The sequence below is a fragment of the Thermodesulfitimonas sp. genome (genome assembly GCF_052743955.1).
Genome location: NZ_JBRAIN010000084.1, coordinates 1 through 7,640, shown reverse-complemented (window position 1 = coordinate 7,640; position 7,640 = coordinate 1). Strand labels below are relative to the sequence as shown.

At 59.5% G+C, this 7,640-nt stretch carries 7 protein-coding genes; 1 reads left to right on the top strand and 6 read right to left on the bottom strand.

Going from position 1 to position 7,640, the window contains the following annotated elements; genetic code table 11:
• Positions 1–1,568, bottom strand: a 1,568-nt coding sequence (locus ACUVTA_RS07505; protein WP_445952334.1) for a cobaltochelatase subunit CobN, incomplete at its 3' end; no start/stop codon positions are given.
• A gap of 679 nt (positions 1,569–2,247) precedes the next feature.
• On the opposite strand from ACUVTA_RS07505, the gene ACUVTA_RS07500 reads away from it, so the two are divergent.
• Entirely contained in the window at positions 2,248–5,031 is a 2,784-nt protein-coding gene (locus ACUVTA_RS07500) for a cation-translocating P-type ATPase (RefSeq protein ID WP_445952333.1), read from the top strand.
• Positions 5,032–5,631: 600 nt separating this feature from the next.
• Here ACUVTA_RS07500 and ACUVTA_RS07495 read toward each other — a convergent pair.
• The 5 genes from ACUVTA_RS07495 to ACUVTA_RS07475 form a co-directional block, all read right to left on the bottom strand.
• Positions 5,632–6,030, bottom strand: coding sequence for a hypothetical protein (locus ACUVTA_RS07495; protein WP_445952332.1), 399 nt, complete (start codon positions 6,028–6,030; stop codon positions 5,632–5,634).
• A gap of 14 nt (positions 6,031–6,044) precedes the next feature.
• The gene (locus ACUVTA_RS07490) at positions 6,045–6,233 is read right to left on the bottom strand and encodes a hypothetical protein (protein ID WP_445952331.1); all 189 of its coding nucleotides are present in this window, start codon (positions 6,231–6,233) and stop codon (positions 6,045–6,047) included.
• A 463-nt stretch (positions 6,234–6,696) separates the two neighbouring features.
• Positions 6,697–6,939 (bottom strand): hypothetical protein, encoded by a 243-nt coding sequence (locus tag ACUVTA_RS07485; RefSeq protein ID WP_445952330.1) that lies wholly within the window; start codon positions 6,937–6,939, stop codon positions 6,697–6,699.
• A gap of 1 nt (position 6,940) precedes the next feature.
• On the bottom strand, positions 6,941–7,357 hold the full coding sequence (locus tag ACUVTA_RS07480) for a chromate transporter (protein WP_445952329.1): 417 nt from the start codon (positions 7,355–7,357) through the stop codon (positions 6,941–6,943).
• 19 nt (positions 7,358–7,376) lie between these two features.
• The coding region (locus tag ACUVTA_RS07475; RefSeq protein ID WP_445952328.1) for a chromate transporter at positions 7,377–7,640 on the bottom strand (264 nt) is incomplete at its 5' end.

Below are 7,640 nucleotides of genomic sequence, written 5' to 3'. Positions count from 1 at the left end.
AGGATCTTGCAGACCCGCCCGTCGCAGCGCGCCCCGGCGCAGCCCCGCTTCGGCTGCACACAGACCACCGCGTTGCCGTAGCGCACCCCGGTGATGATGATCTGACCATTGTGAACCATCGCCGCCGGCACCCCGTTTTTCGCCTCGCCCGGCGGGTTCCCCCAAGCCTCGGTCAACCGCTGCTTCACCCGTGGCGAAAGGGTATCAAACCACGTCCGGTACTCCGCAACCGGCATCAGCTTCAAAGCTCCGCCCTTGGCCACGATCTCGTCCGCGGTCGTCCAGCGGAACTCCGAAATCGCCTTCCGTTCCATAATGGTTTCAATCAGTTCTTTGCCGCTCGCCGGCGTTTCAACGGTGTAACCCTCTTCCCGCAGCCGCTTGAGGATCCGCGCCACGCTCTCCAAGCTGTCGAGGTGCGCCGCCCCGCCGACGGTGGCCTCCACCGAAGCGCAGGGGTTGTTGTGCAGGATGAAGGCGACGCGTCGCTCAGCCACCGGCTTATCCCGCAACTGCACCCAGGCCGCCACCCGGTCGGCGATGCGCGCCACCCGCTCCGGCACCGGTGTGCGGATTTCCAGGTCCCCCTCCCGCCGTGCCGCACCCAGGAAAACAGGTTCGATCACCCCCTCGAACTCGGGAAGCGCCACCGTCCAGGCGATATCCTGGCCGAGTCCCTGCGGGTCCGCCGCCCACTCGTCAACCGATTTATAAAACGAAACTACCGGCTGAAATACCGGCACGCCAAGCCGCTTCAGTAGCGCCACCCCTGAGGCCGCGACATCCTCCCGGATAAAGTCGTCGGTGCGGGCACGCGCCGCCAGGAAAAAGGGAAGGAGTTTCACCAAAGCCGCGATCCGGGGCTTCCCTGCCGGGTCGAAGAAGAACTCCCGTACCACCTCGCCGGAGCCTTTAGTCCCCAGCCCCTCATCCTTCAGCGAGTAGCAGAAGGCCGGAATAACCGCGAGGCCCCGCGCCTCCAGGGCCCGGATGAGCGCGTCCTCCACCGCCAGCGTCCCGTTCACCCACTGGTTCCGGGCGAAGAGCAGTCCGATGTGCGGACCCGGCTTGCCGTACCAGGAGAGGTAATCCTCAACCGCCGCAAAAACGCCGGGAGCCGCCGGGTGGTATAGCCCTTCCCAGGGGAAAACCAGCGGCTCCTGCACCGTTACCGGCTCCCCGAGCACCGTCGCCGCCAAGTAGCGTAGCATCCGGGCAAAATTCTCCGCCCCGCCCTGCACGATGTAGTCGTAGCAGCGGGCTACCACGGCTGGCGGTACCGTGGAGAGATCCCAGAGCGCCGGGTCGTGCGCCACGCAAACTACGGGTTGGCGGAAATTTTTCACCGCCGCCTCGAGCTCCGCCCAGATCGTCTCCCCTGCCGAACGGTAGAAGAAAACGAGATCCGCCGCCGCGAGATCCGCCAGCGCCGCCGCGAAGTCCTCCTTCCCTTCGTCGAGGTACCGCGCCGAGTAAACCTTCACCCGGAGTTCCCCCGCTACCTCAGCCGCCGCGCGCCTGAGCGTCGTCGCGTGGCTGTGCCAGACCACCGCCGCGATCTTCTTCACCGCGTGCCCCTCCTTTATAAAACGTTCTGACGCTTTCCGTTCAGCGTTAAGACATGGAAAACTGCGATGAAACGATATATGATGCGCCACGTAACGCGTAAATACAGGGCTTTAGGATAGAACCTGATACCGGAGAACCATATTACTACTCGAAAAACCAGAAACTAAAAAGGACCACGGAAGACTATCCTAAAAATTAGGTGACCTCCGTGGTCCCTTTAGGTTTCCTTAACCCTTTAGATTTCCTTAAAAGTTTTACAGCTAGCTTAAATCCAGTTTACGCTTTTATACCAGCGGCTTGGCGGTTTCTATTTCCTACCACTTGACAGTTTACCCGTCGTTTTTCTAAATACCGGCACCGCCATGTTGACGTCCGTTTCCTGGGACGCCGGCGGGCTCCAGCCCACCTTTTAAGTAAAGTTTAAGGCCTCCCCGGACTAACCTCAATAGATTCTACCGCGAGAGGCCGCTTTGTCCCTTCCACCAGTTGAATTTGGGCTTTAAGTAGCAAAGGGCGGCAGGTTAGCTCCTACTTTTAACCGCCTCAGCCTCCCTGCCATCCGTTCGCCCCATGCCACCCAGTTTTCCCTTTATTCGCCAACAAGCTCTTCTTAACCCAACCGAACTTTACACAGTGCAAGAGGCCCGGCTATTATATACGTAAAAGGAGGGGCCCAAAATGTCTAGCTGGCATAAAACGGCACCAGAGGCCGTCCTGCGCGAGTTCGGCAGCGACGCCGCAACCGGTTTAAGCAGCCCCGAAGCAGGCCTGCGGCGGCAAAAATACGGTCCCAACGAACTCACCGAAACCCCACCCAAGAGCCCCTGGCGCATCCTCTGGGAGCAACTCACCGCGGCGATGGTCGTTGTCCTCATCGTCGCCGCCATCGTCTCCCTTTTCCTCGGTGAATACAAAGATGCGGTAGCCATCCTCGTCATCGTCGTGCTCAACGCTATTCTCGGTTTCACCCAGGAATACCGCGCCGAGCGAGCGATGGCCGCGCTTAAGAAATTCGCCGTTCCCGCCGCGCGGGTCCTGCGTGACGGCCAGGTGCAGGAAATCCCGGCGCGGGAGATAGTGCCCGGCGACATTTTTTTTCTCGAGGCTGGCAACATCGTGCCTGCGGACGGGCGGCTGCTTCAGGCGGCCAACCTCAAAGTCCTCGAGGCCATCTTAACCGGCGAGTCGGTGCCCGTAGAAAAAAACGCGGCTGCGGTAGTGGCCGCGGACGCCCCCCTCGGCGACCGCCAGAATATGGTCTATAAGGGGACGACCGTTACCTACGGGCGGGGCCTGGCGGTGGCTGTCGCCACCGGGATGAAGACCGAACTCGGCCGCGTCGCCGCGCTAATCCAGACGGTTGAAAGAGAGCCTACACCCTTGCAGCGCCGGATGGCGGCCCTCGGGCGCACGCTCGGGCTTATCGCCCTCATTATCGTCGCCGTCGTAACCGGCCTCGGGATTATGCGCGGTCAGGATTTAAAAACGATGTTCCTCACCGGTGTGAGCCTCGCTGTCGCCGCAGTGCCGGAGGGGCTCCCAGCGGCCGTCACCATCGCCCTTGCCTTGGGGGCGCAGCGGATGCTCAGGCGCCACGCGCTCATCCGCAAACTCCCCGCCGTGGAAACCCTCGGCTCGGTCACTAAAATCTGCACCGACAAAACCGGGACTCTCACCCAAAACCGGATGACCGTTACCACCCTTCTGCTCCCGACCCGGGAAACAACGGAAGGGCTTAAGACCCTCGACCTCTCCGACGGAAAGACGGCTGCGCCTCTCTTACCTCCCGCTTCCCTCCTGCTGACCGCCGCCGCGCTTTGCAATGACGCTGTGCTAACCGAAGCAGACGACCAGCCCGCCTACGTGGGAGACCCGACGGAGGGGGCCCTGGTGGTTGCGGCGGCCCGGTTTGATCTCCGCAAGCCCGTACTCGAAAATTTCCTGCCCCGCGTAGCCGAAATTCCCTTTACCTCCGAGCGGAAGCGGATGACTACCATCCACCAGGTCCATGAGGAGTGCCGGACCATTCTCCCTCAGCTCTGCGAAAAGGAGCGGCCCCAGTACCTCTTTTTCACCAAGGGCGCCGTTGACGGCCTTCTCCAAATTTGCGAGCGGGTATGGGTCGACGGGAGAGCCGAGCCGCTGGGCGAGTGGCAGGAGTTGCTTTGCCGCGCCAACGAGCGCCTCTCCCGGGCAGGCTTACGGGTGCTCGCGGTCGCCTTCCGCCCTTTCGAGGCCCTCCCGGAAGCCGTGGCGGAAGAAGAAATCGAGCGTGACCTGATCTTTGCCGGGTTCGTGGGGATGATCGACCCGCCCCGGCCGGAAGCTAAGGAAGCAGTCGCCACCTGCCGCCGGGCCGGGATTGATCCCGTGATGATCACCGGCGACCACCCCTTAACCGCGCTCGCCATCGCCCGCGAACTCGGTATCGCCACCGAACGGCGCGTCTTGACCGGCCAGGAGTTAGAAACGTTGGCGGCGGAAGAATTAGAAAACCTGGTTGATGAAGTTTCCGTTTACGCCCGGGTCGCGCCCGAAGATAAGCTGAAAATCGTGGCGGCGCTGCAGAAAAAGGGGCATATCGTCGCGATGACTGGCGACGGGGTAAACGACGCCCCCGCTTTGAAAAAAGCCGACATCGGAGTAGCGATGGGGATAACCGGCACCGACGTGAGCAAAGAGGCCGCGGATATGGTGCTCTTAGACGACAATTTCGCCACCATCGTCGCCGCCGTCGAGGAAGGGCGGGTGATTTACGATAACGTGCGGAAATTCCTCAAGTACCTGATGACGACAAACTTAGGCGAGATCCTCGTCATCTTCGCTGGGATGCTGAGCGGCATGCCGGTGCCCCTCGCCCCGCTCCAGATTCTTTGGGTCAACCTGGTCACCGACGGCTTCCCCGCCCTCGCCCTTTCGGTTGAGCCCGCCGAGCCCGACGTGATGCGCCGGCCGCCGCCAAAGCCGCAGGAAAACATTTTCGCCGGCGGCTTAGGCACCCACATCCTCTGGGTCGGCGGACTGATGGCCGCGATCTGCCTTGGCACCGGCTACTGCCTCTGGCGCAGCGGCAACCCGGCGTGGCAGACGATCCTCTTCACCACCCTCGCCTTTGCCCAGCTCGCCCACGTCCTCGCCATCCGCACCGGCATAACATCTCTCTTTACCGCCGGGCTCCTTTCCAACCGGGCGGCCTGTGGCGCTGTGGTGCTCACGGTTGCCCTGCAACTCGCGGTCGTCTACACCCCGGTGCTGCAAACCGTCTTCCGCACCGTCGCCTTAGAGCCCGCGGAACTCCTCCTTTGCTTTGCGCTCGGCAGCCTCATCTTCTGGGCGGTCGAGATCGAGAAGTGGTTGACGCGGCGCCGCCTTTCCCGGCCAAGCCGGCAAACAGGACAAGTAGCGTACCGGGCAGGAAAGGAATGTAGTCCGGCAGCGCAAAAGCGGCAACCAGGCCGGTGACAAAGAGGAGAGCGGTGAGGCCGAGCGCCAGAACGCCCGCGGCCAGCACCGCCTCCCGCCGCCGGCGCCGGGAGCCGGCGAGGGCCGCACCAAAAAACAGGACATAAGCGCCGAGAGCGGGTATCTCCCAGGGAGAATGCACAAGGTGCGGGCAGGAAAACCGGTATGCCTCGTAAGCGCAGGCGACCAGGCCCATCAAGCCGCCGAGGGCCGCCAGCCACCAACTACGCAACTCCCGGTTCTGCATTTAAGGAACGGTTCTCCAGGAGGCATAAACCCCACTAAAGACAGAGAAATCATCAGCGAGCTCAATAGATACCTACCAACTTCAAGATCGTGGTGTACCCTTAGCATCGCCAGAAAATAAAACCAAAGGGAGCCGCTCCCCAAGGAGCCGATAAGACCAATCATCCGGCCGGCTGCTTTAAAGAATTTCACTTTCTCACTTCTGTCCGTCCTTCCCATCTTTCCGCTACCTCAATTTGGACAAAATTCGGGACATCCTCCCGTGATAATGGCTTAGGTGGTGTTCAGTTCCTATTGCCAAAATTCAAAAGACTCCCTCAAACTGGCCGATTTTGTCTTGACTCCGGGGGGTCATTACGAATAGACTTTGATGCTACTCGGTCCCGCGTGCTCGTCCGTAGCAGTTGGCGAAACTTCCGGAACCGTGATCAAATCGGCTTGTTTTTCCTTTGCTATTTCAGCTTTGCCCGCCGCAAGGTTTGCTATGACTTTCCCTTCGTAATTAGTAACTAAACCTTTTTCTTCCATAACAGTTTCAATTCTTGCCGCGACCTTCTCGGCCTCAGTCCCAAAGCCGTAACCAGACTCAACTAACACCTTAGTGGAGGGAACAGGAATTCCTACGATCTTCCAACCATCAGCTTCCTCAGTCTTCACAATAAGCCGGTGATTGATCCCGTTATACAGCCACTTTTTTTCCTCCCGGTTTACGTTAAATTTGATTGCGGCATAAAAGAAACGAGTCTTCTCCAAACTCAGGTCTCTCGTTACCAGAGCGCCAGTTGCCACGCCAACTTCTTTTTAGGTAGTTCTTTGATATTCACCAAGGTTGCGCTTTGTTCTTTAAACGTCTGGTTAGGGTTATCAGCGATAAATCGCTCCATAAGCTCCCGGTTTTCTTTGCTAAAACAGTTGATACATTCTTGAGGGTTCTGGTTGTTTATCGCCTGCACCATTCTAATTTATAACCGTAGAAGCTTCGCTGGAATTCTGATCCCCGGGTACAGGATTAGTGACTGTATATGCCAATGCTGGTGATAGAAACACCAGCATTAGCAACACTATTAACACGGCTAGCCACCGCGTGCCGAGCCTTTGTAACATGAAAAGCACCCCTTCTGAGATTTTTGACATGATACATCATCTATACCTGGAAATCAGCCAGGTTTCTTGCTTCAGCCACCTCCTCTCCCAAGAGACGGACAGCTTCTCACGGTATGGTATAATGTGGTTTGATTGTATTGTATTACATGCAAAAAAGCGTCAAGAGTTTGGAGAAATTTTTGGCAAGTTTTTAGGAGTTAGACTCTGCGGGCCACGGGCTGGCGAGAAGTTTTGATTAATCGCAGGAGAAAACTCATGCTCTCCATCAAGGCCGCATCTATAAACCTTCCGGCAGTCCGGCGACGAAATCCCGGATCAGATCGCGCACCCGGCGGAAAGCGGCCAGCACCTCCGCCGCCGCACCTTCCGCCTTGGCCGGGTCGGGGAAGCCTCGGTGGAGGACCCGCTTCGCCCGCGGCGGCAGCGGGCAGCTCTCCCGGGCGCCATCGCAGAGGGTATAACCACCAGGTCGAACTCAATCTCCCGCAGCTCGTCCACGTGCTTCGCCCGCTGCTCGCTGATATCGACCCCGGCCTCGGCCATCTGGCTCAGCAACATATTAAATGAGCACCCCCGCTGCCCTGTGAAGGACAAGGTAGAGCAGAACACCGCCTACTACCACCCACAAGGGGTCGAGATGCCTAAGACGCAAAAGACCCAAGACTGAGACCGCTACGATCCAGGCGGGAACGTTACCGAGCGCGTGGCGCCCTAAGCCCAAAACCACCAGTACCATCAGCCCCACGAAAGCCGCTACTAAGCCCTGCTCGCCTGCCCGCACCCAGGGGCTCGACCGGAGCCGCGCCTGCACCGGGACCGCGGTGAGCACCAAGAAAAGTGTGGGGGCAAAAACGCCGACCGTCGCCGCCACCGCCCCTAAAACACCCGCAACGCGATAGCCTATGAAAGTGGCGGTGATCACTACCAGGCCGGGAGTAACCTGCCCAAAGGCCACGCCGGCAGCAAAATCCTTCATTGTTACCCAGTGATAGAGGTCAACCTGGTAGGTTGCCGTAGGCGAAGCAAAGGTACGATACTATAAGCATCACCGCGAAAGGAGGCAGCAAAAGCCCGCTAAAGGCGGCCACCGCCCCCGCCGCCCCCCGTAACCGGTTTCCCGCCCATACGGCAAGGGAAACAAACGTGGCTCCCGGTAGCACCTGCGCCAGCGCCAGACCCTGCAGCAGTTCCTCCTCCCGCAGCCAGCGGTATCTCTTGATAACCTGGCGCTTCATCTCCGCCAGCATCGCCGGTCCGAA

Bases quoted from the DNA above. Each gene is read 5' to 3' on its own strand.
- ACUVTA_RS07490 (WP_445952331.1), bottom strand. From the start codon at position 6,233: ATGGTGCAGGCGATAAACAACCAGAACCCTCAAGAATGTATCAACTGT.
- ACUVTA_RS07480 (WP_445952329.1), bottom strand. From the start codon at position 7,357: ATGAAGGATTTTGCTGCCGGCGTGGCCTTTGGGCAGGTTACTCCCGGC.
- ACUVTA_RS07485 (WP_445952330.1), bottom strand. From the start codon at position 6,939: ATGTTGCTGAGCCAGATGGCCGAGGCCGGGGTCGATATCAGCGAGCAG.
- ACUVTA_RS07500 (WP_445952333.1), top strand. From the start codon at position 2,248: ATGTCTAGCTGGCATAAAACGGCACCAGAGGCCGTCCTGCGCGAGTTC.